Source organism: Rhodopirellula islandica (genome assembly GCF_001027925.1).
In the GTDB taxonomy this organism is placed as follows: Bacteria; Planctomycetota; Planctomycetia; order Pirellulales; family Pirellulaceae; genus Rhodopirellula; species Rhodopirellula islandica.
The window spans coordinates 357355-383212 of sequence record NZ_LECT01000044.1; the positions used below are offsets into that span (position 1 = coordinate 357355).

A 25858-nucleotide genomic window follows, 5' to 3' on the forward strand; every position below is an offset into this window, starting at 1 on the left:
ATCCGGCAAACGTTCCAGAATGTGGGTCCCAAATTTGAATTGGGGTCCCAGGGCCTGCGGTTGCAAAAACGCAGACGGGCTCAGGCCGAGGTCACTGGTAGCTTGCGACCCAATTCCGCAGTTCCGACTCCGAGCGATACCCAACTTCGTCAGCCAGGACTTCGCCATTTCGGACCAAGAACATTCGGGGGATGCCCTGAATACCAAATTTCGCAGCGACTTCTGGACGCTCGTCCACATCAACGGTGACGACGTGAACGTCCTTTGGCAGAGTCGATGCGAGGGAAGCGATTTCTTTGTCGACCTGTCGACATGGACCACACCAGGGGGCACCAAACTTGACCAAGACCAGGCTTTCGTTGTCCGCTGAGCCGACGACTTGCTGGATCGCATCCGCAGGAATATTCGCTGGTGGGACCGAGTTGCTCGGTCCATTGCAACCGATGAAAAACAGCGAGACCAGGCCGATGAATGCCGCTGTGATCGAAGTCACGGCGAGTGATGCGGGGCGAGAAATGGACGGCATGATCAGACTCCGCGAACAGCATGGCCGGGGTGGCCGAAAGGAAGGCGGCCGCCAAATTGGACGGCCGAGGGAAAGGCAAGGCAGGGAAAAGGAAACAACCGATTGTACTCCCATAAGAGCAATGACTGTTTCCGAGATTTCCCCGCATCGGATTCCGTTTGCATTCTGTCCGCTTTTCAGCAGAGATGCTTTTACGAGTGGAAGTTGTAGGCTTCGTTGTACGGATCAAAATCGGCGTCCGTCAGCCCGACGTTGACCTTCAAGTTGAGGTAGTTGTACTCCTCAATCACCTCGCCACGTTCACCGCCGGCCTTCGGCCAATCGTGGGCAATGTAGCGAATGGGCATGTTCAGCTCATCGTCCATGAATACCTCGGCGGTATGGAATTCCGCGTCCGGGCGACGGGTCGGCTGAGTCAAACGCAGCAAAGTGCACTGACGATTTTGAAAGCGAGCCCCATTGCGCAACTCTGCGTGTACATCTTCGAACTGAAGAGCCTTCTCGCCTCGTTCGATCAATTTCAAAATCATGTTCTCGACACCGATCTCGGTCATCGGATATCGCTGGCCACGCATGGCAAGCATCCCGGTTGGCGGAATCGAGACGGTTGGCAAAAAGCGGCCTTTGAAGCCACCTTCGTGAGCGACAATGTTGCCGTTGTTTTGATTCTCGACGTAAATGACTTCGCGACCTTTCACCGAGGTAGGTTTCGCAAATGCCAAATAAACGCTGAATGGTTGCACCAAACGACCGTTCGCCTCTTTGCGATTGCGAACCTTGATGGTCATGAATTCGTGTTCGCCGATGGTGTCACCGATGCGTTCCCGTTTGACCAGAACGGCCGTGTAATCATTGACTTCCGTTTTGGAACGTGTCAGCGATTGACGAGCCATTTCCAAGCCACGAACCAAAGCGGCTTTCGCGGAACTGACGGGGGTGGCCGGTGAAGCCTTCTGTGCGGACAAGGCGGCGTTGGCGACCCGGTGGACGGGTTTGGTCCACTGAGGATCTTGTCCGAAGAGGTTCGATTGAGAGAGTCCACCAGCCAGCAATCCGCCGGCGAGTCCCAAGAATTGACGACGAGGGGTATTCATCTCAGCTTCCTTGCTGGGTGTGGGTCAGGCATTGAGTGGGAGAAACGCCACGGGAAGGCGGTCCATGTGTCTGCGTCAAGCAAGATCGACCGACTGAGTGTGCATCAGCCAATTCTGTGGTCGACTCAACTACAACCCGAACAATCCGAGTAACCATCCGGAGGAATTTGCGATCCAGGCAGCGGAAAACCAAGCTGGAACGGGGCCGACAATAGCAAAATGTCAGCGTGAGGACCAATCCAATCGTGAAAAGACGTCACGAAAAGTTCATGGCGGTGGCGATTGCGGTGAAATCGCTCAGATGACTCAACGCGATTCTTTTAAACCACGCAGGACGGAGCTTTTCGTTTGAAACGCAGACAATCGTGTTTCCATTTCTGAAAGATCCGTGTCAATCCAATCGCCCAAGGCGGTGTGGACCGATTCAGCGTCGAACAGGGCGGTGATTCGTCCCCAGTCGAGGCACTGGATTTTATGCCGTGGTGAGCCGGTATCAGACGGCACCCATTCAGACGGATTCGGTGTTGGCGATGAAGTTGACATGGTTGTTTCCCCAGGACCATTCCAGATGGCTTCACCCAGGTCTAGGTTCGGCAAAATCGGGGCCGAAGAATCAATGTGGTTTATCGAAAACCTACGTTGAACGCGATTGAAACACGTGGGAATTACGTGAAAGGAAGAGAAAACAGGAGTTTGAGGCACAGCCTTTCTACGGATCGGACCCGTTGCAGGTCGCCGAAATTCACCCGGAAAGTGGGATTTTCGGTTTTTTTGCGCCCGTTTGCCAAGACGCGACTGCCTGGAACGAAGAACACGATGATGCGGCACTGACTCCGCCCCGAAATCCCACGAAATGTTTTCTCAGGAGAACAACGATGCTCAAAAAACTAGTGCTGGCAGGAACCGCTGCCACTTTGTTGTCCGGTTTGTCCATTGCCACGCCAGTTGGCAGCTACGCTCGTTGCGGGTGGTCTTACCTGACCAATTCCGCCAGCGACGCGGTTCCATTGGAATGGGAGCTCAATCGCGCCCGCCAATTGATCGTGGATTTGAAACCCGAGATTCAACAAAATGCTCGCCGAATCGCTCAGGAAAAAACCGAAGTGGTTCGATTGCAACGTGAGTTGTCCACGACGGACGAGAAGCTGGCGAAAGCGAAAACGGACATCGAACGGCTGACGAACGATTTGCGTGACGAAAGCTCGATTTATTCTTACGGGGGAGTCACTTACACGTCGGCCCAAGTGAAATCAGATTTGGGCAATCGCTTCAAACGATTCCAAACTCGCCAGCAAACCTCGGAAAAGATCCGGCAGATGCTCTCCGCTCGCGAAGCTTCGCTGGCCGCTGCTTCCGAGCGAATGGACGCCATGCTGGACGCCAAACGCCAGTTGGAAGTCGAAGTGGAGAACCTGCAGGCTCGCTTGGGTGCCCTGCGTGTGGCGCAAACCAGCACGCAACTGCATCTCGACGACAGTGCATTGTCGGACACGCGACGCTTGCTGGACGACATTGCCACGCGAATCGACGTCGAAGAGGAAACGATGAAGGTCGATGTCGAGTATTTCGGCGAGATCAACTTGGATGAGCCCTCGGACGAGAACCTGCTCGATGATGTCACCTCCTACATGCAAAAGCTGGATGGTGGCGACAATCAGGCCTACGTTTCGATTCAGTTGGATGAAGAAAACAGCGATTCATCGCTGTGATCCGTCTGGCACGGGGAGCATCGGGCTCCCCGTGTGACCGTCCGAGTGAACCTGACGGAACGTTCTCGTCTAGATGAAAAGGCATGCGATGAGTGCTTTGGCCGATACAATGGAACTTCCCGCAGACTACTCGAATCCTTTGGCAACATCTCGCCCGATGAAATTCACCCACTCCCCCAACGATCTGGTCCTGGACCGATACACGATTCGTCGTGGCATCGGCGTGGGGGGATTTGGTGAGGTGTATTTCGCGGTCAGCCAAGCGGGCAAGGAAGTCGCGCTCAAACGAATTCAAAGAAACCTCGAGGTGGAGCTGCGAGGTGTTTCGCACTGCTTGAACCTCAAGCATCTGAATTTGGTCTCGCTTCACGATGTGTGTCGCGACGCCGATGACCAAGCTTGGGTCGTGATGGAATACGTCGCGGGGCCCAACCTGCGAGAGGTGATGGATGAGGCAGCGAAGTCCGCCGAATCGGATTCTCGCAACGTGCTGCCCAGCGGTTTGTTTGAATCGCAAGTCCGGCACTGGTTTGCCGGTGCGTCCGCCGGGGTGGCTCATTTGCACTCGGCCGGTTTGGTTCACCGTGATATCAAACCTGGCAACCTTTTTGACGACAATGGCATTGTCAAAGTCGGAGACTACGGGCTCAGCAAGTTCATTTCCGCGTCCCATCGCAGTGGGCACACCGAGAGCATTGGAACGTTCCATTACATGGCCCCCGAGATTGGTCGGGGACAGTATGGACGCGAGATCGATTTGTATGCACTCGGTGTGATCTTGTTCGAGATGCTGACGGGCGAACTGCCGTTTGATGGTGAGACCCCGCAAGAGATCATCGTCAAACATTTGACCGACTCACCGGACTTGTCCCGGGTCCCCAACCCGTATCGAAATGTGATTCATCGATGCTTGCAAAAGGATCCCAGCAAACGTCCACGTGACGTCGCGGAGATGCTTTCGTTGGCTTCGATGCCTTCGGACCAAACGCCAGTTTTGGCGGAAGTGGTGACTTCGGAATCGAAGCCATTCGACAGCGATTCCTCCCGTTTCCAGTCGAAGAAACGTCGACACGCCGATCCTGTGATTGCCGCCGGATTGGCGTCGCCACACGCTGGCGGTGCGTCGATGGTTCTGAATTCATCGGCAGGGGAAGAACCGATCGCTCGAGCTGTTCGCAACAGTTTTTCAGATGCACGAGCGTGGTGGCGAGCGTTGGAAACGTCCCCCGGCATCAAATTGGTCTTGGCTGTTTCTGCGGTCGCGATTTTGTTGATCAACACGCATTGGTTGCTACCGGTGCTGTCGATGGTGGGATTTTTCTATGTTCCTTATTACGTGATTCGTCATGTCGTGTTGCAGCTGTCGGATCCCACGTCCTATTCGCCAACGTCAACGGATTCGCAAGGCCTGCGGCAGGGCGGCCCCCATGCTCACGCCGTTGCGAATGTTCGCCCAGCGGTCAAACCGACCATGACAAAAGCTCAAGTTCGATCGTTGTTGAGAACCAGCTTGTCGGACCGAACTCGGTTGTCACGGTCGGCCGAATGGGCCACGTCGGGAATGACCTCCATGATTGTGGCGGGGGTCCTGTTGTTGCTCAGTTCCGTGATCGGGATGCGCAGCACCCCGTTCACGCCAATGGCTTTGGCACCTTATGTGTGGATGGCCCTGGTGATTTGGCTGGGAGCATTCGGATTGCTAGGGATTGGAAAGTTCTGGGAAGGCAGCGACGGAGAAGGCTTGGTCCGCCGCCTGGTGTCCTCGTCCTGGGGAGCCTGTTTGGGTTTGCTCGCGTTCGTGCTCGGTCATTTTTTGATGGTCCCGATGGATGAAGGTTTGGGACGAGACATTGATGCGACCGCGCTTCCCGTTTCGTTCTACTTGGAATCAGGCGTCCCCAAAGCGGCCGCCATGATGGGGCACTTCGCGTTGCTGTTTGCTTTGCTTCGAATGTGGAAACCTGTCGACCCCCTGCGTCGCGTTCGGTTGAGCCTGTGGGCGGTCACCGTCGCGGTGGTGGGTGAATGGGTTGTGCACCAAATCGTTCCCGTCCCTCAACCCGCGGGCATGTTGATTGCCGGCGGCGTGATCGTGATGACTCAATTGTCAGCTCCTTGGGTGAAAGCCGATGCAATCTCAACCGTCTGAATACCGATGGTTGCCGATCGCGGCAGCCATGTTCTTCCTGAGCGGTCTGCCAGGCTGGAATTCCTCGACCACCTGTCACTGCTTTGCCGACGATGAAATCAAAGTCGAGCTGGAACAGGACAAGAATGACGCGGCTGAACTCAGCGTCGCGCCGCTGTCGCATTTGATCTATCCCTCTGACCGCCCCGGATGGATCGATGAGCCGTCCAAGAATGATGGAGACGAATACAGCGTGGTGGTGACGTCGGGACCGAGTGATTCCGTGGAAGAAGCCGACGAGTTGCTCGTCGTTTACGCTCGCGGGGCCGTCCAAAGTTACGTTGACGCGTTGATGTCCCAACACGATTGGGCGACCGCGCCCGAGATGATTCCGCTGGACGTTGATTGGATTCGCGACGAATTGGTGGTGCGCCGCTACGAAGGCAGTGTCCAAGTGGGCGATGAGACGAAGTACGAGAAAGCGATCCTGATTCGGATTGAGCCAGACGACAAAAAGGTCGTTGAAATGGCCATTGCCGATCGGCAGCTGCGGGAACGTTTGACCGCAACCGGAATCGTGATCCTGGGTGGTTTCACGTTGCTGGTCGGAGGATCGATCGTGCTAGGTGGGTTGGCTTCTCGTCAGCAGAGAACCACTTCGATCGTTTGATTCGGAATGACGTGAGTCATTCGTGTTGTCGCTTGATCAGTGCGTTTGCAGTTGGCACGCAAGGATTGGATTGGGTGACCGTCAGTCGCTCACTTGTTGGCAGCCAATTCGTTGACCGACCGAAACAACTCCGTTGAGAAGGCACGTTCGGACTGCATCCGAAACTCAGCCAAGTCCACGACAATGTGTTGGTGTGGCTCCGGGGGATCCTCCGAGGCCTGACTGCCCGACACGAGCTGCACCGTGTTGTCTTGGCTTTCCAGCATGGAAAGATCGCTGCTGTCATCTGGGAAGGACGAGTCTTCCAGTATCATGCTGTTTATCGATCCAGGGAAGGGGATTGGACGTCTGCTCGGTAGCACAAAGGATGGCCGACGAACGCGACAGCCGATCAATCGAGTGCGATAGGGAGGTGCAAAATTGACGAAGAAGGATTGGTCGTGCACACCCAAATCCAAGGTCAGTTGCGGGTTAATTTGAAGCAGATTTGCGATCTGTTTTGGTTCTAAGAAACAGTCCTTCAAGACCACGCGGCGGAGAGTTTCGGAGTCGGCAAGGACTTGAAGATGTGCCTCACTGAGGGAGCAACCAGCTAAGTCGAGAGCCTCAAGGTTGCCGTCCGTGAGCAGACGTCTGAGATCTTCAGCTGGGAAATCAACACCGCTCAGATTCAAGGAAGACAGCTGGTAAAGCGAGCTGACAATGCGTTTTGCATCGGCGTCCAAGGGCACGCGAGCGATGGAGAGCCTGCGAAGCGACGGAATCGCACGCAGCCAATGCAAGGTGCGCGAAGACACCTGCGTGTCGTCGAAATTCGCAACTCGTAACCGAAGCAGCTTTGACCAATGTGACGCCACGTCATCGTCCACACGACATCCAGGGAGCTCCAAGCCAGTCAGATACCGGTACTGTCCCAACGCCTGAAGTCGTTCCTTTGAGATGTTGGGGTAGGCCAACATCAAGTGATCAAGGTGTTTGAATTTCAGCATTTGGTCGATCACGCTGTCGTCAAGCTCGGGACCGCCACCGCCGAAGTAGCGCAGTTTGGTGAGCCCTTCCAGCTTCGCCTGTCGAGGCCAAGGGCTTTCGATCAAAAGTTCATCGAGAAGCGGCAGGTCGACCAACTGCAAATCCTCGATCTCGCCACGGATTTGAATCGATCCTCGAAGTCGCGGAAGGCTTCGAAGCTCAAGGCGATTCAGCTTGGAAACCTCGAAATGATCCAACGAAGTCAGGCTTCGATTCTCGGCGATGGTCAGCTGATCCAGGTCCGAAAGATCGGCGTGGAGACTTCGGAGTTTGGGCAGCTGCACAAGGCATTTCTCAAGCCATTCTGCCGAGATTCGGCAATCGCGGATGGCAAGGGATTGCAGTTGGTTCAGGCCAAAAACCCAGTCCAAATCAGAGTGCTTGAGGTTGGCTTTTTGGAGGTGGAGGTGCTTCAAATAAGAAAGCGAGGCGAGCCGTTCGTAAGATTCCGGCGGAAACTGAACACCCGCCAAATCAACTTTGCTCAAGGAGGGCGTCTGAGCAATTTGTTGCAGCCACGCATCGTCGCCCGCAACGATCGAATCTTCGGCCGTGATCTGGCCCTGTGAGTCATACCGGTACACGCCCAAGTAGATCTCTTTCAGGCGACCGACATCCTCCAGCCGAAGCTCTTTCAAGTCCGCGGCATGACATTCCAGCCGGCGGAAGTTGGGGACATTCACCAGGTGGACGGATTCAAACCGAGTCAGGCCATTCAATTGGTCCTCACGACCATACAGCAGCATCAGATCAATTGGTTCAACGATTTGTCGGAATCGCGGCAGGTTCTGTGCGTGCAAGGAATGTTTTTGCGAGCGATCCAGCTCAATCGTTTCCAGGGAAGGCATGTCCGTGAGCGACAATTGGAGCGTCGCATCGTTGTAGATTCGGATCGAATCGCGAATGGACAGGCGTTCGAGGTTCGGCCACTGGGACAGATTCAGGTGTCCCTGTTGGCCCGGTTTCGGACGGCTGAGGATCAGTGAGCGACAGGTGGACGCCCACTTTGGTTTGGAGATGGCATTGAGACTCAAAGGGTTGCGGCGCAAATCGACGTGCTGAAGCTTGTCCATCTGGTTGATCAACGCTGCCATCTGGGAATCCAGATTGCATTGTTCGATTCCGAGGTACATCAGACGCTTGCAGTCTCGGATGTCCTCGCAAACCTTCTCCGAAACAGGCGAACGGTTGAGCGACAAACTGGTCAGCTCGATGGCATCACCAAGTGGATCGAGCGAATGTTCATGCAAATGCCCATCGAAGACCAAAACCGATCGCAGTGTCGGTGTGCCAAGCAGCGTTTGCAGAGCCTTTTCAGAGGGCGAATAAAGCTCCACCGTACGCAGTCGCAAAAAGGACGCGTGCAGTTGGATCGGAATTCTCTTCTCGAGAAATAGAGGGGCTTCAAAAGTGAATTGATAACCACCACGGCATTCCAGTGATTGAATCTTCGCCAAGTGGTGCTTGGCAATCCAGTTGCTGCTGAAAACCAGGCTGGCTGGCAGCAGAAAGCATCCCGAGGCAACGGCGATGTCAAATCTCCGTCGCGTCCGTTCGGGAGCTTCAGAAATTGCGATGCGCTCACCTCGCCAACACCACAGTCGAAACGCGAAATAGATAAGCGCCGAAGCAAAGAGGATGTCGCCCAGCAAAGCTCGGCCGGACCAATACTGTGGGGTGTGATTCGCAATTGCGGCCAGAGCGTTGCTGGGCTTTGACTTTGCCGAGGTGCCTTGGGATCCCTCGTCGATCAACACTTGGTATCGCCAAGGCCAACCGGCCCGAACGATTTGGTCCGGGTCCAAGACCGGCACCCGTTGCACCAGCGTGAACGGTTCGCCCATCCAGCTCTCGCTGATTTGCGTGTACCGCCAGGGAACATTGAGCAGCACCACGAGGATTCCGATCAAGGAACTGACTGCGTAAGCGGTCAGCCGGGTGCGACGGCGATACTGCGAAACGGAATCCACCAATTCGTTGCCCCATGCGAGTGCATTTTCCTTCGAGGGGGGGAATTCCGCCCCCGATGGTCGAACAGCGTCAGTCTAGCAGACCCAATTGGCGGACGAGACATGTTCAATTTGCACCCTCGGTCAAACCCCAGGGGCAGCTGGATCACCAGATTTTGGCGTCGGTCAGTTGGCTGGTCACTTTTCCAGCCCAATCTTTGTTTGCCGCGGGGGAGGCGGGACTGGGATGCAGGATTCGATGGATGTGGAAAGGCGGTTGGCTGGCACTTTTTTGCCGAACCGATGCTTTCGGCGTGCGAGGTTCGCTGGATCCTTCAATGGATTTCACGACTCGCTTGAGACAGTTTTCAGCGAACGCACCGACCCCGACCAAATCGGTCCATGGGGCTGCCGTGATGACTTTTGCCAAGTGTGCGTCGCAGATGGCTTGCAGGGAGTCTCGTTCGGCGGCGGGCAATTTGTCGGGGGTTCGATTCTTTCCACCCGCTTCCATGAACACGAGCGGGCAATAGTTCGCGACGAAGTGCTGCTGAAAGAAATCAGCCGGGTCAGGGTATTTCTCTGAAACCAGTCCCCACAACCTGCGCCCACTGACTTCGCTTCGAGCGCAATTCAAGCCTTCGACGGGGCGTTTGGGGTGCTCGTTTGCAGGCCGTTCGACCTCGCCTTCCAATCCCATCCACTGCACGACTGCATTGATCTCACCAAACGGCACTCCGGTTTGCGCCATGCCCCACGGTCCCGGGTTCATGCCCAGGAACAGCACGTGAGCGTTGGCGCCGATTTGGCGCACGTATTGTTCATGAAGTCCCCAGGCATATCGCAGCGGGTTGTAGACGTGCGTGACCGGTTCTGCGAATTCGAGCTTGTCGACTTGATCGGAAAGTTCTCTCGCAGCGTCGAGCAGTCGCTTTTGAATCGGTTTCGGGCTCGGGGATTTGGTTGGCGACATGGTCACTGTGGGTTGGGGTTGCGTGTCGGAGTCGCGATTCCAATCGACTGGTTGAGGATCATGATCTTCTGCCAGATTTTTCGCGACAAACCGGACGAGAGTTGTTCGACTTCACTGACCGCTGCGACGGAAGCGGTGTCGTCAAAGTTCTTGACGTAGAGCGCCGCGATCTTCCCTGTCAGCGACAGCATCTCGCTGCAGTAGTCGAGGTACCGGTTCAGCTCCAGAGGCGTCATCTTTTGTCGCGGTGAGTTGTCCGTGCCGCGGAAATTGGATAGCACTCGCTCGGGGTCTTTGGTGAGTTGATGCATGTCGATGATGTGACACATCGATCTCAATTCGTGAATGGCAGTCAAAGCACGGCGGCGTTTCAATCGTGTTTCCAGCGAGATCAGAAAGTAGATGCCGGCACTGAGTAGCAGCATCACTTGGCTGGACGAATCCGCCATCGCGATCAGGTTGGGAAGCTTCATGTCATCGCTGGACAACTCCGTCGTCGCCGGTTGTGCGATGGAGAAGATCAGAACGACCAAGGATCCGATCAATCCGGCGAGCAACAGGTAACTGGCGAAGCGAATGCGTCGAATCGGGCGACCGATTTCTTGAGATCGCTGCGAGGCACTGCGACCAACCTCGAGCAATTCGCCGCACAAATGCTGCAGTCCCGAGTCGGGGAATCGTTCGCTGATCCGACGTTGCAATTTTGCGATCGTTTCCACGATTTGCGTGTCTTGCAGGGTCAAGCGAGAGGACGATTGTTTTTCCATCGGAACCTTCAAACGGAAAGGTACTCTTCCATGGCTTCGCGAAGCACATCGACGCGAACTTCGGTGCCCAGCCAAAGGGGGACCACCTTCGCCAAGCAGGCGGCGTGGATGTCCCAGCGAGTGATGCAGTTGCTGCCCGCGTCCATTTTGCAGCGTTCCCATTCGCTGATGTCGTTGGCGTCCCAGTTTTCGTTGAGATCGACCAACACTGTGCCTGGCGGCGTCGTCGAGCTGCGGAATGCATCGATGATTTCCGATGCGGGGCCATCCACGGCCAACCAAACATTTGCCAGCGAGGTCGTCGTGATTTCCTCGGGAGAGCTGACCATCACGACGCGATCGAGTGTGGTCTCTGCGGGCGAATCATTGGCTGGCGGACAATCCGGATCCGTGTCTTTGGCAGCGATTGCTTTTTCGGATGACCCGGTTTGCATCGACGCCTTCGCGGCGAGTTGATTCTCTGTCACCAGTCTTTGCGCGAGCTGTTTGCGAGAGGCGGTGTCGGAACTGATCACGAGCACTTGCTGAACCGAAAAACCACCGAACTCCAGCTGGTCTCGAATCAATTGCGTCCAGGTTTGTTCTCGGACCGAGATCGCTTGCCAATGCGATGGGGGAGCCTGTCCCGGTTTGGATTCGGGCGTGCTTCGCAGTGCTTCGGCAGGCAACAATGGGGCCATCCCTGTGATGCCCAGATTGCTTGCGGTGTTGGAGTCCTCCGACATCTGGCCGCGACAACTGGAGTCGATCCAGACGCCTCGGAAACTCATTGCGTGCATGCCGTTCACAGCGACGGGCAGTTGCTGTGGGCTCAAGTCAAACGACAGGACGCGGCAATCCACGTTGGCTTGCTCAAACGCACTTTCGAGTGCGAACTGCGTCGGATTGCCTGCCACCGGATGCCCGATCACCGCAAGCACGGGCTCGATCTTTTCGTCCATGGATGGAGGCATGCCGTGACAGGGAAGGCGTTGAATGATTTTGGAGGGGTGCGACGCGAGGCAGCGGAGATTGGAGTCAAAACGTCATCAACCGGTGTTGCCCGTCTCGCGTTTGGTCGAGGATGCGATCCCGGTCGCTTCTCTCAGCGTCCAGTCTACCGTCATCTATCTTGATGCACGACCTTGCTATGCTGGGCACTTGGCTGCGGTTTTAAATGTGTTGTTTTCTCCCCCCGTTTGCAGCCGGAACGCTGCCGTGACCCGACGAACATCTTCATGCAACCTTCTCGATCTGAATTCTGTTCGCTGGACCGTGCCAGCCTCCGACGGCATCAATGGGATCGGCTGCAAGTCGTTTGGCAACGCCTGAAAGAATCTGAGCACCCGCTTTATCGCGAGGCTCTTCAGATTGCTCCTGATTTGAGTGATTGGGAAACGTTCCAGTCGTTGCCGTTTCTGACCAAGTCAGATTTGCTCGGCAACTCTCGGGAAGAACCGTCCAAACTTTTCACGCAGCCGCGACAGGCGTATTCACGAGCCCACCAGACCAGCGGTTCTCGCGGTTGGCCGATGCCCATTTACGACACTCCCGAGGATTGGCGTTGGTGGCTGGAATGTTGGCAGTACGTTTTGGATGCCGGCGACGTCCGTCCAGCCGACACCGTCATGATGGCGTTTTCGTTTGGCCCCTTCATTGGCTTTTGGTCTGCCAACGATGCGCTGGTCGAACGAGGGTGCTTGGTGGTTCCCGGCGGCGGTTTGTCTTCTTCGGCCCGTTTGCAGATGATGCTGGATCGCGAGTGCACCGTCGTGTGTTGCACGCCCACCTACGCGTTGCATTTGGTTTCGGTTGCGAACGAACACGGAATCGATCTGAAAGGCAGCAGCGTTTCACGCTTGATTGTCGCGGGGGAACCCGGCGGAAGCGTCCCGGAGATTCGGCGTGCGATTGAGGAACCCTGGGGAGCCCGAGTGATCGATCATGCGGGAGCGAGCGAGCTCGGAGCCTGGGGATTTCCAAGCGCTGAAGACCGCGGCCTGCATGTCATCGAGTCCGAGTTCATCGCTGAGTTCTTTGTGCTCGACGAAGATGGTCAACCGGGGCGCGTAGCAGAATCAGGCGAGGCATCCGAATTGGTGATGACCAATTTGGGACGCCATGGCGGACCAGCGATACGTTATCGAACCGGTGACATAGTGCGTCCAGTCTGGGAGCACGGTTTGCCTTGTCAGTTTGTCAAGTTGGATGGTGGCGTGATCGGACGAGCCGATGACATGTTGGTCATTCGTGGCGTCAACGTTTTTCCCGCCAGCATCGAAGCGATTGTTCGCCAGGTGGTGCCCGAAGCCGAATTTCGAATGATCGCGACCCGGCAGGATCATTTGGACCAACTTTCCATTGAAATTGAATCTCCGGACTCAAATGAGTCTCAGCCTGGCAGTTTGGGGCAGATGAGGGAATTGAGAGATGCGTTCCGCGAGCGTCTGGCTTTGCGAGTCGAGATCACATTGGTTCCGGCTGGATCGTTACCACGCTCCGAGGGGAAATCGAAACGCTTTGTGGACCGTCGATGAACGACGGTAGCCACACCCAGCCATTTGAGCGGATCGTCCGGATTGCGCGACTACCCGAGAGCGAATGAGGTCATAATGACCACGCATCGCACCGGAAAAGAGGGCAAAACAGCTTTTTCGCTTGACGATATCGGAGGCGCAAGTGAACATCGGTTTGTCACGGTAGGGGGATTCCTTCATGCCCTGCGGTCCACAATCGATCGATCTCGAGAAAGTATCTATGGCTGAGTCTGCCAAACCGACCAACCGACTTCCCGCCCGCGGCCCCTCCAGTGCGTCATCTGACGGGGAAGAAACGCTGGATGTCCTGCAGATTTTGAGTCGGCAACGCTGGTTGATTGCCTTTCTGTCGATCGCGGGACTGGCTGCCGGTGTGGCGTATGCTCTGAACGCGCAGGTCTGGTACGAGTCCAACGCCAAGGTTTTGATCAACCAGAAGAGCGCTGGTTTGGGTGGCAACAGCACCGGCACTGACATGGTGGACGAGGATATTCTCGCCAACCACATGGAGCTCATCCAAAGCCGCATGATTGTCGGCGAGGCATTGGAGCAGAATGAGCTGTTGGATTTGCCATCGATTGAAACACATTTGAATGAGAAGACGGATGCGATTGACTACGTCATCGATCAGCTTTCCATCGTCAAGGGTGGCGATGGTTCAGCAAAAACCGCTCGCAGTCTGAACATCACATTCACTCACACGGATCCGGATGACGCCAAGTTGATCTTGACCGCTGTGATGAAACGCTATGAGCAATTCATCATCGATCAGGTCGAACAGGTGATGGGCCGCGCCAACGAGATGGTGAACAAGGCCAAGACGGAGGTCGAAACCGATTTGATCGCTGCTGAACAAGAGCACTTGAAAGCTCGCCAAGAAGCGCCGCTGTTCTTTCAGGGAGAAGGCAGCAGCAATATCTATCAAGATCGCTACCGCCGATTGCAAGACGAGCTGCTCGACCTCGACATCCAAGAATCAACGGTCAAAACACGTTTGACGCGTGTCGACCAGACCTTGAAGGAAATGGATGAGTCGACCGACCCGATCGATCAACTCGACAAGTTGGCATTGATCGACAGCGACAGTTTGGAGCGTCTCGGTGTCTTTGCTGGCCTGCAAATGAACTCAGCCAACACCGCTGAATTCAAAGCCGCAATGCCAGCCAAGGCGGAAGAAGCTCGGACGCAGATCACTCACCTTTTGAAACTCAACAGTGAGAAGCAACGCTTGACTTCGGTGTTTGGTCCCGGCCATCCCAAGGTGCAGGAACTCGAAAGTGAGATCACGTTGGTCAAAGAGTTCTTGCAAGACCAAAAGGATCTCACCAGTCCCGCGGAGATGTTTGGCGACAGTGCTCTCACGCCGGAGGGGTTGTTGAAAGCCTATGTCGGTTTTCTTCAGCATGACCTGGCGGCACTTTCCGAACGTCGCAAGGAACTGACGTATCTGGCTGCTGACGCAGAGACAAAAGCGAAAGAACTGATCGAGTACGAACTCACGGACATGATCTTGCAAAAGAAGATCGGCCGACAAGAGGCGTTGTTTGAAGGCGTTGTTCAACAACTGCGAGCGTTGGATACCGCCAGTGGATTGACAGGGTATCTGTATGAGTTCCTGGCTGTTCCGCGAACGGGTGAAAAGTCTTGGCCAAAGCTGCCCTTGTGCGGCTTGGGTGGATTGATGTTGGGACTGTTTTCGGGATTGTTCCTGGCGGTTGCCAATGACGTTCGTGATGGACGATTCCGATCGGCTGCTGAACTGGATGATGCCATTGGATTGCCGAGTCTCGGTCGAGTTGGCAAGCTGAACTCGATCAACCAAGGCATCAAGGGCCTGATTGCCACCGAGCTTTCGCCTGACGCCGAAGCTTTCCGGTTGGGACGCACTGTTTTGCTGCCCGATATTCGAAGCGGAAGCGTACGCACGATTGGTTTCACCAGCCCCATGCAGGGTGATGGGAAGTCGACCGTGGTTTCTAATTTTGCGGTCTCGTTTTCTCAGGTTGGATTGAAGGTGTTGGTCATCGATGCCGACCTTCGCCGTCCCAGTGCTCATCGCTACTTCAGTCTTGGCAAAGAAGATGGTCTGTGCGATGTCCTCGAAGACCGTCTTGAGATCTCTGAGGCGATCAAAGCAACCGAAGCTGACAACGTGTTTGTGATGACCTCCGGGTCGTCCAGTCACACACCAGCGGAATTGTTGCAGTCGCAACGACTCGACGAAGTTCTGGCAGTCGTCAAAGAAGACTACGACCTCGTTCTGGTTGACTTGCCGCCTGTCTTGGCTGTCTCGGATCCAGTGGTGGTGATGCCCCGTTTGGACGGTGGCATTCTGGTGGTCAAAGTCGCCAATGTTCGCCGCGATGAAGTGGTCAACACGCTCCGCCGGATCGACAGTTCTGGTGGGGAGATGCTCGGTTGCATGCTCAACGCCTTTGGTGCCGGGAAGAAGTTCGACTCCGATGGTGGCTACTACGGTTACTACAAGAGTGACTACACCCGACCGACATCGTCAGCAACCCGTCAGGCTGCACCGAAAGCAGCCACCATTTCTGCCAACGGCCAGCCAAAATCAAAGTAGAACGATTGTCCCCAATTGCATCCGTGGGTGGATGCCAAGTAGGTACGCAGTTGTCATCGGGTATGTGAGCCGTTTGGCGTTAGCCACGGTTTCCACGCACAACCGGGGGGCAGCGCGCCAAACGACGCACCGAATTCAACCCAATCGTTCCTGCCTACCTGCTTCGAATCCAACATCGAGCAATGGATGTGAATCAATGAAAAAAGGCCGCGAACATGAATCTTGTTCGCGGCCTTTTGGCTATGGCTGGTCAACCGAAGATCAGTCGCCGCGTGTGAGGGAAACCAAGATCGAATCGCCACTGAAGTAGTTCAGGAACCCGTTGAAGAAGGCTCCGCCTGGTTTTTGTTGCAACATCACCACGTCATCGGGAAGGATTCGAATGCGTTCTTTTGAGTCTTTCATCGCACGATCGAGGTCGCAACGAATTGTCATTTGACGACCGTCGGGCAGAGTGCGAAGAATCAAAACTCGGCTGGGTTCACGAAGGTAGCCAGGGGTTCCGCCTGCCAGGACACTTCCATCGCGTCCAAGAGGACCACCCGCCGATCCGCTGGCCAGAGCAATCGCTTCGATCACATCGACGTCTTGGTCACGTGGCAATGGCACACGACCACCAGGAAGCAGTCCACCGGAAATGAAGTATTCGTTGCGACGTGGGATGAAGACCACGTCACCCTCTTCCAAGATCACATCTTCTTGCGTGAACGGAAGGCTGTCGCAAGGGCATCCAGCGAGCGGGATGCGAATGACACCCGCATTGCACTGCCCACCTTCGCCACCGGAGACGATGCTCTGCAGCTGTCCACCGCTGATGAAGCTGTTGTTGAGTCCTGCACTGGCACGGATCACGTACAGTTCACGAGCCGCGTCTGTGCCGGGCAATCCGCCCGTCGAGGCCAGGGCGTGCAACACGTCGTTTTCATAGATCGGCAAGTCAATCACTTCGCCGGAGCCACGATGGATTTCATCAACCGCTTGAGGCGAAACCAAGGCGACCGCAGTGCTTGGCGTGTCTTCGCGAAGCACCACGACGCGTTTCACACGTGGGATCAGCAGATCCACCGTGACCCGTTCCTTGCCTTCTTGGACGACTTCTTCTTCAATCAAACGATTGGTGACTCGCTCGATTGCTTCGTTCATCGTCAGGCGATTGACATCCAGCCGGCCGATGATCGGAAGCGTGATGCTGCCGTCGGCGTCAACCTGAATGGGAAGGCCAGTGGTTGGTGCAACGACACTGCCGCGTGGTGGGTAGTAACGCTGGTTGACAGCCTGGGTCCGTTGTTGAACGGGCGTCTCATCTTCGTTGGGTGGGAACACCCCGAAGACATAAACGCTGAGTGTGTCGCCAGCTGCAATCCGGTGGGCTGCTGGTTTCGGTTGTCCAAGCGTTGCATAAGGCAATGGGCCCAGATCTTCACGTGAGCAAGCAAACAGTTCTGGGTCGAGCCGGTGGGCAGGAACCGCGTGAGCGGCTGATGAAACCAAGTGTTGGTGACAGCCAGTGGTGCTGATCGCAGCCAGTGCAAGCAATCCGCATGCGGTCTGTGCCACGCTTTTCAGAATCGATTCTTTTGAGCGAGTCATTGCTGAGTCCCTTCGCAATGCAAGGAATGTATGTGTGATGAGTGTTGCAAAAACGGGAACTCGACTATTCGGCGAGTTTGACAACCGGTTCGGTTTCGATCATTTCAAAGAAGCCGGCGGGCAAGGCGATGGCGTTGCCGCTGGCGTCGTTCAATTCCGTGGTTGCCTTCAAACTTTGGGCAATCGGCTCCGCCATGCGGACGATCGTTGTTCGAGCCGAAGCAGGTTTGGCCTCGATCGATCGAACGTTCTTTCTCGCAACGAGTTCTGGCTCGCTCGCAGGAGCTGATGGGCGAGTCACGGAACCGGCCGAGACTTCGGTCGAAGACGGTTTGTTGCCATCTTCGGCGATGTTTGGAAGCACGCCGACTTCCAAGTTGGTTGCCGCATTCTTCTTTGCAGCGGCTGCTTGCAAATCGCTGAAGGATTTCTCGATGTCCGTCGTTTCGGCAGTCGGCATGGGAACCGGGGCCATTTCAATCATCTCGTCTGAAACCGGCATCCCCATCGTTGGCATGCCACAAGGCACACTGGTGCCATCGGCACAGGGTTCTTCGCAACGCGGGAACGGGCATTCGCAAGTTTCGAAAATACGAATGGTGTGTGTATCGGGGAACTGCTCAGCGCGAGCCGCACCGTCCTGCCATCCGCTGTAGTAGGCGTGACGTTTGTTGTCACAATCCTTGAGGATCTGGCCAGGCTTCCAGTAGCGAGCCGGGGCGACGGCCGGTGGGCAAGTGCTTCCGCCCGTGGAGACTTCGTAGAAGCCGTCGATCCAGCCCAGTTTGTAGTCGTGCGGGTAGCAGGACGAATCGGGGTTTCCACACTTGACGTACTGGACCATCGCCCGAGCCGATTGAGTGTGTTCGTAGCAGCAGTCGTCCAGCGATGCACAACCGCCGAACGGGACCAGCAGCAGCATGGTCGCTAAAAGTTTTCGTTTCATTTTCATACTTGCACCGTGGCTCGTTCGAGGCCCGTAGATGGGGATCGCTACCGGTGTTTTCGGAAAGTCAAGCGAATTGCGAGCGGAGAAGTCGAGAAAAGACGGTCGAATACCAATCCCCCCATCGTGCGAGCTTTAAAATCGGATTGAGCCCGACAGTCCGCAAAGTCTGCCTGCTTGGCAGAGTCGTTTGAGGTTCAGTCCTGAAGCCAGTTTGAATCGTCGTCCCGTCTTTCTCTCGTAGGCCGGATCAAGCTGCTTCCGTGCCGCTCCGGCATCTGAGTGAACCGCGCAAGCGATTTTTTGTCGGATGTGCGTCGCAGAGCCTTCCGGGTTCCACTACGACACGTGGTTGTGCGGTTGACTAAACTCAACGGAACGTTCCGCTCATCGACTTGGCTTATCTCCCCCCTTCCTTCGACTTTCCCCTGCACATGCTCACCGCTGAAATCTCGTTCTGGATCATGCTGGCCGTGTCGCTGGGGTTCGCAGGATGGTTCGGTTGGAAGCACGGCAAGCACTCCGCATTAGGGGCTGGGATGGCTGCCTCGCTACTCGCCGGGACGTGGTTCGAAATCGTCGTGCTGGACACTCGGATCAACGTCACCATGGCGACTGCGATCGTGCTTCTCGTGGTCTATTGCACGCACTCGTGGCACGAGATCTTTCGTTTGTTGGGGCCGCTCGATTACTTGATCGGAGCCATCACAATCTGGCATGTCGTCGTGGATACCTACTACGGAGAGCAACCACTCGCCGTTGCGGCGCAAGCCTACGGACAATGGATGCTGCCCTACGCAGCGGGACGCTACGCCTTCCTGCATCGAGAATCACTGCCAAGGCTTGCCCCGATCTTCGCCGTCGTGGGTGCGATCATATCAGTGCTTTGCCTGGCGGAATCCTGGACCGGCATCAATCTCTGGGAAACGGTCTTCACACCACGAGATGATCTGGTGCGTTTTGGTGGCCAATTGCGTTACGGGATCGCTTATCGCGCTTGTGGACCCACTCGCCACGCAATCTTCCTGAGCAACGTGCTGCTCACGCTCGTCCCCTTTGCAGTGTTGATGACTCAGAGGGGAATGGATTGGTTTCCAAAGCTGAGGAAGTGGAATCGATGGCTCGGTCCCGGCCTTCTGATCGTGCTTGTGTTGGGAGTGGCTTCCTCAATCTCACGCGGTCCAATCGTTACGCTGGTCCTGGCGGCTTGCTTCGCGATTGCCTGGCTTTATCGCCCAGCCGCGTGGACATTGCTTGCAATCTTCCTCGGTTCAGCGGGATGGATTGCCAGTGATTGGGACGGATTTGTCCGCCTGCTCGAAACGGATTCCAATGACCGAAAGAAGGCAGCGGTGCTCGTCGTTGATGAGCAGGAGGAGGCCATTGTCTACACCGGAACCCGCAACCGGTTGGTCAATTTGCAGGTCTATGTGCCGATCGTTGTCGAGGGAGGCCCGTTGGGTTATGGAACCGTCGACAGCACCGGATTCCCACCCGAAAACCTACCCGGATTGCCAACTGATCCAACAGTACGCCAGCGACTAGGGGTTGTTGACAATGCATTCTTGAACAATGGGTTGCGTTTTGGCTGGGTTGGATTGGCCTTGTTCACAGGCTTGTTCATCGCAGCTGCATCGACCGCATTCCAACTCTCCCGTCGAGCCAGCACCTACTTCTTCCCGCTTGACCAACGTTACTTTGTCATTTCTACAACGCTCTTTGTTGCATTGGTCTTTGAAGTGGTCACTGTGTTTTGGTCTTATGACTATGCCTTCTGGACGCTTTCTGCGTTTGGATCGATTGCTGGTCTGTCATCGCAAATGAAGCGGATAGCAGTTGTAACGTGATAGATTGGTCGTTCAATATTGGCTCATTCGTGATCTTAGACGGTATAGATCAAACTACGGAATTTCCCAATGGCTCTGGATTGGAGGGGAATTTATTTCTATCGTTGAAGGCGACGGGGAAATATGGACCGGCTGCCATTAGGGTTTGTCTTGCGTGGTGAACCCTGCGGACGTGGTGAACCGACGAATGGGGGGGGCGGTTTTGCTCTTGACACTCACTCTCGTCGCAAGAAGATCCATGCTGTACAGGCCGCTTTTCGCGGCGAAACGCTGTTGAACGTATCCAACCGGATTGCAATTGCGCGTTTTCTGCGAACTGATGATGCCTTTCAAGCCGGTCGAAGTAAACTTGGTCGCATATGGCCCCGCTTCGCCGTTGTTCCTTCTTGTGGTCAAATGGATTTCACTGTATGTGGTGACTGTCGATGAGCTCCACGTCTCAACTGACGGAATCGCAAGCCAACTATGACCTAGATGTCTTTCATTCTGCAGCTAAGTGTCCAGTTAGCGTTTTCTTCGTTCAGCGTGTGATTTATGCATGTTTCTAAGCCGGCAGTTACTATGGTGACCGTGCTGCCTCCGCCTAAAACTGGACAGACAACGGTCAGCGAGCTAATGGCCCAGGCTCTGAAAGGTGTCTGTCATCTAGTTGTGAAACCCATTCAGAAACAGTCAGCGATCGCTGTTCGATTTTGGAGTCTCTACAAGCACTTCGTGATAACATGGACGGTGGTGAAGGTTGTCGTGGGGAAGCGTCCAGATTGGCTATACCTGGTTCCTGATTCGGGAATTGGGATGTGGGGGTCGGTCGTGTCCGCGTTGGTCGCTCGACTGGGTGGGGTTCGTTTGCTCGCGCATCATCATGTCTTTGCTTACTGTCGACAGCGCAGGTTGTCTGCTTCTGTCTTTTTTTGGATCGCGGGTCGCCGTTCACGCCACATCGTATTAGGGCGAAAGATGGTGGATGGGATTTGCGAGCATTACGGTCCTGGTATTGATACCGTGATATTGTCGAATCGCCTCTTCTTTGTGGACGAGACAGGTCAAGCGTTGAAACCCTGGCCCGCATCGATACGTCGCATTGGTTTCCTCAGCAACATAACGCAAGAGAAAGGGATCGCAGCATTTATGGAACTATGTTCCACGGTGCCGATCAACGCCACCATTGCAGGTCCAGCGGGAAATCTAAATACTCAAGCTGCGATTGACTGGTTCGTTGGTGAACTACCTGATCGCCGCAGCTATCTTGGTCCGGTTTATGGTGAGGCAAAAAAAGACTTTTTCGATTCGATCGATATGCTTGTCTTTCCAACCCGTTACAAGAACGAAGCAGAGCCTCTTGTGGTATATGAAGCACTTGATCGTGGAATTCCAGTTTTGGCGACCCCGATGGGCTGTATTCCTGATCAGTTGCCCACCGAAGGTGTCGCTCCGTCGGTCGATGAATTCGTGTTTTGGGCAGCCGCACAGATTGCTCAATGGCCCGCAAAAGCTCCCCAATGTTGGGTGGATGCTTTTGAGCCGAGTTCTGAGTCACTTGACAAAACGCTACAGCGAATCGTCGTGGAGTAGCCGAGTGTGGTTCTGGTTGCTGCGTCCGGTCGGGCGGAGTTTGAACTTCGCAGCCGACGAGCAGTTCGCCATCTAGTGCCTGTACTAACTTGAGGCCCATTCTCATGAGAGTCTGGAGCGAACACCCAAGCATCTGGTCTCTTGATTTTGTCCTGTCTTAACTGGGAGTCAAGTTGTGCTGAGTAGCAAAGTCACGAAGGATGCTTTCGAACTTGGGAAAATTCAATCCTTCACGTGCCTTTTTCATCTGGTCGCTTGCTCGATCTCGATTCGAAATGTCGGCAGTGACGATGTCAATTATTTGTTGCGTGTTAAATGAGCCGATCTTATGAGAGCGGTGTGAAAGACCGAGGTCGCTCATGATCCCAGTTGTTTTGTGAGTGTATGCGATCGCGGTTGTTGGAACGTTCTGCAGCATCGCAAAAATACAGCTGTGGAATCGAGTGCCTAAAAAAGCGTCACATTGGTTGATCATTCCACGCATTGCTCCAGTGGAGCGATTTGCATCGTCGGCAACCACACTCGCACCCTCCTGCGATGCGTTTTGGGCGATCCGTTTCGCTAACGGCAGGTCGCTCGAGACTTGGTTCACTAATAGCACCGTGCAATCGTGGGCTTTGGAAAGTGTTTCCAGTACATGAGTCATCTTCTGTTCGTATTGCCGACGGTGCTCCTGGCGATTGGCTTCTTCTTTAAAGGGCCAGTCAACGACACTTGCGCCAATCAAGCGATCACCTGCGGAAATCCCTAGTTCACGAAGTGCTTGGTGTCCTGCTGTGGCATCTATCTGATCGTGCTCAAATGCTAGATCCGTAGTCCGAAACACTTGATGTGGGTTCAGTTGTAGTGATTGAGTGAGGAAGTCGTACGTCGGTTGCTCTCTCGCGCAGATTAAGTCGCAGCGGCTCAGGACATGCCTGGTCAGTCGTTTCAGGTATTTTGATTTGATCGGCCCGATTGTTTGCGGGGCCAAAATGACTGGTTTTCCAAAGCGCTTGGCCAAATGCAGTTGTAAAAGATTTCCGTAAATGGACACATTCACGTCGAGCAGGAATCCACCGGCGCTGCTAATCACTAGGTCACTGCGCCGAATCGCGTCAACGCCAGTGCGTTGCTGCATTGGTGGAAGCGGTAACGGCCAAGTGGAGGACGGTATGTGGCTGTATAGGGAGATTCCAGCTGTGTTGATCGCGTTTTCAGCCCGTCTTAACCAGCGGTTTTCTGCATAGCTTCGCCCGGGTGGGGTGTTCCATTGCACGTCTGGAAAGTGAACTTGTTCAAGTTCTGGGAAGTGGGCAATTCCGGATACTTCGGCTTTGTCCCCAAACACGGAGCGCACCGAATGGTGGAGTGACTCCAGCAGCAGTGCATCACCACGATTGTAAGATCCGAATATATTGATCAGGGCGATTTTCATGGTTTTGCTAGTGCCGGCGAGACGGTATCTTGTCTTTCGATTGAGAATAGCTTGCCGCTCGAAATTTCTTCGATGAGTATTGTGGCAGCTTGTGAAGTTAGTCCGAAACGGTGCCTCTCATAGGTGCTTTAAGGTTAAATTGTAATTTATCGACGCATGAAACTTCCAGACTTTTTGATCATCGGAGCGATGAAGGCGGGTACGACAACCCTGTATCGCGATCTCTATGAACATCCAAGTGTTTTTCTTCCGGAATCCAAGGAACCGGACGACTTGGCTAGCGACGATGTGCTCTCCGAGGCAGGACTCGCGAATTATGCCCGATTGTTTAGTAGTGCCAAGGCCGATCAAATCTGTGGAGAAGCGTCAACCTCGTACACGAAACGGCCCCGTTACGAGGGGGCGGCCGAGCGGGCCGTTCGATGCCTCGGTCCCGACGTCAAATTGATTTACATCGTGCGTGATCCTATTCGACGGATCCTCTCTCAATACCATCACGAATTTCAGCAGGAAAAGGCCGGTGCCGATATTGATCAGGAGTTGTCGATCGATAGTCGCTTTGTGTGGTTTTCTCGCTATTTTCATCAAATCTCACCATGGGTAGAGCAGTTTGGTAGGAATTCAATTCTCGTTGTTCAGTTTGAGCACTATGTTGCCAATCGCGTTGAAACTCTCGATCAGATTACAGACTTTCTGGTGGTGCCGCGGTATACTTGGCCAGACTCAAAGGGGGCTGCATTCAACGCCAGTTCAGGAAAGCCAATGATTCGCAATCCGTTGCTCAAGCGTTTTCGAGACAGCGATGTGTATCAGCGACGGATCAAGATGTTCTTTCCTTGGCATCTCCGCCGAAGTTTGTCACAAAAGCTATTTCGGCCTTCGCGGGTCCAGGTACCGGAGCCACGCGAGGGCACCTTGGACCGAATTCGAAGCGTAATATCAGACGACCAACAGAAGTTCAATGAGCTCGGGTTAAAGCATCTAGGGTTGATTCGTGATTGACGCAAGGGAGCTGCTAGCTCCCAATAACATCTACAAGTTCGTTGCGGTAGTAACGCTGCCGCTTGCGGTTGGCTTGGCTGTGTGTGGTTGGCTGTTGATGGACAACCGGTTTCATCTGGTCGCAATTGGTGTTTTTGCGCCGTGTGTCTTCTGCGGTCTGCTTGGCGTCATCCACAAACAGATGCACTGGGCAGAACCGGTCCATTTGATCTTGTTGTACATGATCGTTGGGACGACGGGGGCTTCTGTTTTTCTTAGTTTCGGCGAAGGAGCACGGCGGGAATTTTTGCTGTCTGGTGAAGTCCTCTCGTTTTTCATTCGGGGGGCGATTTGGGTTCTTTTAGGAGTGGTTGCTTTCGTGATCGCTTATCTTGCCACCCGAATGCGGGCTCCTGTTGTTAGGTTGGTGGGGTATGGGAAGGGAAGTTATCGCCCTGCATCCATGTTCATTCTAGCATTGTGTTTGGCCACGGCCAGTTTGTTAGCAACTGTGAAGTTTGTTCAGATGACTGGTGGGATTTCAGTCGACCAGCTTTCCCAGAAACGGTGGCAGGAAGTTCAGGGTGAATCAGGTACCGTGTATGGAGGCGGGGGCTACTACCGCGCACTTGCCGGCCTTCCCGTGCCCTTGCTTTTGCTGCACGTTGCATCTTTGCTGCATACCCGTCGAAGACCGAGTCTGGTTGACATTAGTGTGTTGGTGCTGCTCTTTGGCTCGGCGATCGCTATGCCGTTTCTGAGTAATTCACGCAGTGGCGTCGTGTTCATTGTGTTGGAAGTGGCGGTCGTCGTGGTAATTGTGAGAGGCCTGAATCCTCGTGTAATTATGCCGTGTGCGCTCGTGATGCTCTTTTTGTTTGGTGTCATGAGTTACTACCGTTCATTGAGAAACAATCGGATCGAACGTGGTGATTCAAATCCAATCATGTCTTTAGCGTCATCTGGAAACGGACTGTCCGTTGTGGGCACATCGATCATCACCGGGAGAGTGCCCGAACAAATGGAATACAAGTGGGGCTTTTCCTACCTGACTTGGGTTACCACGCCGATACCACGAAGCTATTGGCCAGAGAAGCCAAACGTTGGGTTGGGGCGTGAAATCAAAGCGAAGTTGGTTGCGAGCGACGCCAGAGAACAGTCCGGCAGGCCTCCAGGCTTTCTCGGAGAAGGGTATATTAATTTTGGGCCGATTGGGTTGGTTTTTGCCGCGGTAGGGTTCGGTTTTTTGGCTCGGATGTTGTGGAATTCATTCCAGAGCGAATTTTCAACCAACCCGCTTGCTGTCGCTATGTATGTCGTGCTGATGCCGCCACTTTGTCAGTTTGTCAATAGTGGTTTCTCGGAAATGGTAGTGCGACTGTTGACGGAAGGAGCCTCTCTTTGGATCGTTACTTTTCCATTGTTCCTAAGTCGAAGTCGGTGAATTTGTGCTGTATCACTTAAGAAAGCTGCGACCTTTTATTTCGACTAGTCCAGAATATGCCCTTCGTCGCGGGTTGTACTCGCTCATTCCATCGCAGCAGCCCACGGTCGATTGTTTGC

Annotated in this window: 19 protein-coding genes; 9 read left to right on the forward strand and 10 right to left on the reverse strand. The window is 54.6% G+C overall.

The window, feature by feature from the left end:
- Window positions 1-91 precede the first annotated feature (91 nt).
- The 3 genes from RISK_RS22635 to RISK_RS22645 all read right to left on the reverse strand — a co-directional run bounded on the left by RISK_RS22635 (window position 92) and on the right by RISK_RS22645 (window position 2163).
- On the reverse strand, window positions 92-526 hold the full coding sequence (locus RISK_RS22635) for a thioredoxin family protein (protein WP_083435124.1): 435 nt from the start codon (window positions 524-526) through the stop codon (window positions 92-94).
- Between the two features lie 191 nt (window positions 527-717).
- Window positions 718-1620, reverse strand: a complete 903-nt coding sequence (locus RISK_RS22640; protein WP_047816551.1) for a DUF1571 domain-containing protein — start codon at window positions 1618-1620, stop codon at window positions 718-720.
- A 306-nt stretch (window positions 1621-1926) separates the two neighbouring features.
- Window positions 1927-2163 carry a hypothetical protein gene (locus RISK_RS22645; RefSeq protein WP_047816730.1) on the reverse strand — a complete coding sequence of 79 codons (237 nt, stop codon included), beginning with the start codon at window positions 2161-2163 and terminating at the stop codon, window positions 1927-1929.
- Between the two features lie 332 nt (window positions 2164-2495).
- Between RISK_RS22645 and RISK_RS22650 the strand changes: the two genes are divergently transcribed.
- The 3 genes from RISK_RS22650 (at window position 2496) to RISK_RS22660 (ending at window position 6127) form a co-directional block, all read left to right on the forward strand.
- Window positions 2496-3329 (forward strand): hypothetical protein, encoded by an 834-nt coding sequence (locus RISK_RS22650; RefSeq protein WP_047816731.1) that lies wholly within the window; start codon window positions 2496-2498, stop codon window positions 3327-3329.
- Between the two features lie 73 nt (window positions 3330-3402).
- The gene (locus tag RISK_RS22655) at window positions 3403-5478 is read left to right on the forward strand and encodes a serine/threonine-protein kinase (RefSeq protein ID WP_047816552.1); all 2076 of its coding nucleotides are present in this window, start codon (window positions 3403-3405) and stop codon (window positions 5476-5478) included.
- Window positions 5459-6127, forward strand: coding sequence for a hypothetical protein (locus tag RISK_RS22660; RefSeq protein WP_047816553.1), 669 nt, complete (start codon window positions 5459-5461; stop codon window positions 6125-6127). The genes RISK_RS22655 and RISK_RS22660 overlap by 20 nt, the downstream gene beginning before the upstream one ends.
- Before the next feature lie 89 nt (window positions 6128-6216).
- Here the strand turns inward: RISK_RS22660 and RISK_RS22665 are convergent, their stop codons facing one another.
- From RISK_RS22665 to RISK_RS22680, 4 genes are all read right to left on the reverse strand, one after another.
- Window positions 6217-9129 (reverse strand): leucine-rich repeat domain-containing protein, encoded by a 2913-nt coding sequence (locus RISK_RS22665; RefSeq protein WP_047816554.1) that lies wholly within the window; start codon window positions 9127-9129, stop codon window positions 6217-6219.
- A gap of 142 nt (window positions 9130-9271) precedes the next feature.
- The gene (locus RISK_RS22670) at window positions 9272-10078 is read right to left on the reverse strand and encodes a uracil-DNA glycosylase family protein (protein WP_047816732.1); all 807 of its coding nucleotides are present in this window, start codon (window positions 10076-10078) and stop codon (window positions 9272-9274) included.
- Between the two features lie 2 nt (window positions 10079-10080).
- Window positions 10081-10845: a hypothetical protein gene (locus RISK_RS22675; protein ID WP_047816555.1), complete on the reverse strand. Its 765-nt coding sequence runs from the start codon at window positions 10843-10845 to the stop codon at window positions 10081-10083.
- Between the two features lie 8 nt (window positions 10846-10853).
- A complete protein-coding gene (locus RISK_RS22680; RefSeq protein WP_236696590.1) occupies window positions 10854-11798 on the reverse strand; it encodes a shikimate dehydrogenase in 945 nt (314 codons plus the stop codon).
- A 264-nt stretch (window positions 11799-12062) separates the two neighbouring features.
- Here RISK_RS22680 and RISK_RS22685 point away from each other — a divergent pair, with 264 nt between their 5' ends.
- Window positions 12063-13361, forward strand: a complete 1299-nt coding sequence (locus RISK_RS22685; RefSeq protein ID WP_047816733.1) for a phenylacetate--CoA ligase — start codon at window positions 12063-12065, stop codon at window positions 13359-13361.
- A 220-nt stretch (window positions 13362-13581) separates the two neighbouring features.
- Entirely contained in the window at window positions 13582-15942 is a 2361-nt protein-coding gene (locus tag RISK_RS22690) for a polysaccharide biosynthesis tyrosine autokinase (RefSeq protein WP_047816557.1), read from the forward strand.
- 261 nt (window positions 15943-16203) lie between these two features.
- Here RISK_RS22690 and RISK_RS22695 read toward each other — a convergent pair whose 3' ends face one another.
- Window positions 16204-17532, reverse strand: a complete 1329-nt coding sequence (locus tag RISK_RS22695) for a polysaccharide biosynthesis/export family protein (RefSeq protein ID WP_047816558.1) — start codon at window positions 17530-17532, stop codon at window positions 16204-16206.
- Between the two features lie 64 nt (window positions 17533-17596).
- The gene (locus tag RISK_RS22700; protein ID WP_236696591.1) at window positions 17597-18478 is read right to left on the reverse strand and encodes a hypothetical protein; all 882 of its coding nucleotides are present in this window, start codon (window positions 18476-18478) and stop codon (window positions 17597-17599) included.
- Window positions 18479-18912: 434 nt separating this feature from the next.
- Between RISK_RS22700 and RISK_RS22705 the strand changes: the two genes are divergently transcribed.
- Both RISK_RS22705 and RISK_RS22715 read left to right on the forward strand, forming a co-directional pair.
- Entirely contained in the window at window positions 18913-20325 is a 1413-nt protein-coding gene (locus tag RISK_RS22705) for a membrane protein (RefSeq protein WP_047816560.1), read from the forward strand.
- Window positions 20326-21216: 891 nt separating this feature from the next.
- On the forward strand, window positions 21217-21897 hold the full coding sequence (locus RISK_RS22715) for a glycosyltransferase (protein WP_160311489.1): 681 nt from the start codon (window positions 21217-21219) through the stop codon (window positions 21895-21897).
- A 157-nt stretch (window positions 21898-22054) separates the two neighbouring features.
- Here the strand turns inward: RISK_RS22715 and RISK_RS22720 are convergent, their stop codons facing one another.
- Entirely contained in the window at window positions 22055-23314 is a 1260-nt protein-coding gene (locus RISK_RS22720) for a polysaccharide pyruvyl transferase family protein (RefSeq protein WP_083435127.1), read from the reverse strand.
- Window positions 23315-23470: 156 nt separating this feature from the next.
- Here RISK_RS22720 and RISK_RS28440 point away from each other — a divergent pair, with 156 nt between their 5' ends.
- Together RISK_RS28440 and RISK_RS22730 are read left to right on the forward strand one after the other, a co-directional pair.
- The gene (locus RISK_RS28440) at window positions 23471-24316 is read left to right on the forward strand and encodes a sulfotransferase family protein (protein ID WP_053061275.1); all 846 of its coding nucleotides are present in this window, start codon (window positions 23471-23473) and stop codon (window positions 24314-24316) included.
- Entirely contained in the window at window positions 24309-25739 is a 1431-nt protein-coding gene (locus RISK_RS22730) for an oligosaccharide repeat unit polymerase (RefSeq protein WP_047816564.1), read from the forward strand. Before RISK_RS28440 ends, RISK_RS22730 begins: the two co-directional genes overlap by 8 nt.
- Window positions 25740-25858: the final 119 nt, after the last annotated feature.

Bases quoted from the DNA above. Each gene is read 5' to 3' on its own strand.
- RISK_RS22635 (WP_083435124.1), bottom strand. From the start codon at position 526: ATGCCGTCCATTTCTCGCCCCGCATCACTCGCCGTGACTTCGATCACA.
- RISK_RS22640 (WP_047816551.1), bottom strand. From the start codon at position 1,620: ATGAATACCCCTCGTCGTCAATTCTTGGGACTCGCCGGCGGATTGCTG.
- RISK_RS22645 (WP_047816730.1), bottom strand. From the start codon at position 2,163: ATGTCAACTTCATCGCCAACACCGAATCCGTCTGAATGGGTGCCGTCT.
- RISK_RS22650 (WP_047816731.1), top strand. From the start codon at position 2,496: ATGCTCAAAAAACTAGTGCTGGCAGGAACCGCTGCCACTTTGTTGTCC.
- RISK_RS22655 (WP_047816552.1), top strand. From the start codon at position 3,403: ATGAAAAGGCATGCGATGAGTGCTTTGGCCGATACAATGGAACTTCCC.
- RISK_RS22660 (WP_047816553.1), top strand. From the start codon at position 5,459: ATGCAATCTCAACCGTCTGAATACCGATGGTTGCCGATCGCGGCAGCC.
- RISK_RS22670 (WP_047816732.1), bottom strand. From the start codon at position 10,078: ATGTCGCCAACCAAATCCCCGAGCCCGAAACCGATTCAAAAGCGACTG.
- RISK_RS22675 (WP_047816555.1), bottom strand. From the start codon at position 10,845: ATGGAAAAACAATCGTCCTCTCGCTTGACCCTGCAAGACACGCAAATC.
- RISK_RS22680 (WP_236696590.1), bottom strand. From the start codon at position 11,798: ATGCCTCCATCCATGGACGAAAAGATCGAGCCCGTGCTTGCGGTGATC.
- RISK_RS22685 (WP_047816733.1), top strand. From the start codon at position 12,063: ATGCAACCTTCTCGATCTGAATTCTGTTCGCTGGACCGTGCCAGCCTC.
- RISK_RS22690 (WP_047816557.1), top strand. From the start codon at position 13,582: ATGGCTGAGTCTGCCAAACCGACCAACCGACTTCCCGCCCGCGGCCCC.
- RISK_RS22695 (WP_047816558.1), bottom strand. From the start codon at position 17,532: ATGACTCGCTCAAAAGAATCGATTCTGAAAAGCGTGGCACAGACCGCA.
- RISK_RS22700 (WP_236696591.1), bottom strand. From the start codon at position 18,478: ATGAAACGAAAACTTTTAGCGACCATGCTGCTGCTGGTCCCGTTCGGC.
- RISK_RS22705 (WP_047816560.1), top strand. From the start codon at position 18,913: ATGCTCACCGCTGAAATCTCGTTCTGGATCATGCTGGCCGTGTCGCTG.
- RISK_RS22720 (WP_083435127.1), bottom strand. From the start codon at position 23,314: ATGAAAATCGCCCTGATCAATATATTCGGATCTTACAATCGTGGTGAT.
- RISK_RS28440 (WP_053061275.1), top strand. From the start codon at position 23,471: ATGAAACTTCCAGACTTTTTGATCATCGGAGCGATGAAGGCGGGTACG.